Source organism: Brevundimonas sp. TWP1-3 (assembly GCF_049896085.1).
Lineage (GTDB): Bacteria > Pseudomonadota > Alphaproteobacteria > Caulobacterales > Caulobacteraceae > Brevundimonas.
Genome location: NZ_JAFCTP010000015.1, coordinates 1 through 1,346, shown reverse-complemented (window position 1 = coordinate 1,346; position 1,346 = coordinate 1). Strand labels below are relative to the sequence as shown.

General features: G+C 39.1%; 1 protein-coding gene. It reads left to right on the top strand.

Annotation, left to right across the window (positions count from 1 at the left end; all coding sequences use genetic code 11):
* Positions 1–1,249 (top strand): ISL3 family transposase (locus tag ACP693_RS17625; protein WP_426050129.1); only part of this gene is annotated, 1,249 nt, incomplete at its 5' end.
* Positions 1,250–1,346: the final 97 nt, after the last annotated feature.

The following is a 1,346-nucleotide window of genomic DNA, read 5'->3' as shown; positions in this document are numbered from 1 at the left end:
ACAACTTCTACAAGCACGAGGAGTAGGCGAGAGAACAGCATCGACGTTGATCGTCGATGCTGTTTTCTCACCTGCTCCCCATACCTGTAGAAATTGTGGTTCTACTGTGGTAGATGGAAACGGGAAAGTAATTGTAGTGAAAAATGGGAAGAAGGAAACGATTGTCCGCTTTGAACAATACAATCACATGCCTTTGGTTATGCGCTTAAAAAAGCAGCGCTATACCTGTAAAAACTGTCGAACCCATTGGACGGCTCAAAGTTATTTTGTTCAACCCAGACATTCAATCGCGAATCATGTCAGATATAAAATTGCTTCTTTACTGACTGAAAAAGTATCTTTATCTTTTATTGCGAAAAGCTGTCAGGTATCTTTGACCACCGTTATTCGTACATTGAAAGAGTTTAAAAGCTATTTACCAAAGCAATCTAAGAAGATCCTCCCCAGAGTATTGATGGTTGACGAATTTCGTTCGCATGCTTCCATAGAAGATAAGATGAGCTTTATTTGCGCGGATGGCGAAACAGGAAAATTAATAGATGTTTTGCCTACGCGTAAATTACCTCGATTAACAAGCTATTTCTTAGGTTGTACCAATCCAGAAGAAGTAGAATTCTTGGTGACAGACATGAACGCCGCCTACTTCCAGCTCACCAAACGTGTTCTGCCAAATGCGAAAGTCGTGATTGATCGGTTTCATATTGTCAAACACATGAATCAAGCGTTCAATGAGTTGCGTATCCGTGAAATGAATGAACTTCGTAAAGCCGGACAGAAAAGCCAGGCAGAAAAACTGAAAAAGAACTGGCGCTTTTTGCTAAAAAATCGTGCAAACATCAACCATTATGAATACAAAACATGGAAAAGTTTCCGAGCACCAAAATACCCATTTCTTACTGAAGCAATGATGATTGATCGATTGCTTGAGTTTTCTCCGCCCCTAAAGGAGGCGTATCCCTTTTTTCATGAATTAGTTGAAGCCTTTCGAGACAAAGACCCTGACTTATTTTTCTCCTTATTGGCAGAACTTCCCGAAACGTTAGATGACAGCTTTCGGGAAAAGCTTCAAAACCTTCTGACCTATGAAGAAGGCATCACCAACGCAATGATCTATCCTTATTCCAATGGAAAAATAGAAGCGAAGAATACCCACATAAAGACAATGAAACGAGTATCCTACGGATTTAAATCATTTGAGAACATGAGAATTAGAATCTTTTTGATCAATCAATTAATCAATGTAAGATAACAAAAAATCTGAGCCAGAATGTGGTTCATTCTGACTCAGATTTGATTTTGCACAACTCATCAGTCCTTATTGACAAAGAGCCGTTTCTTTTTTCTTT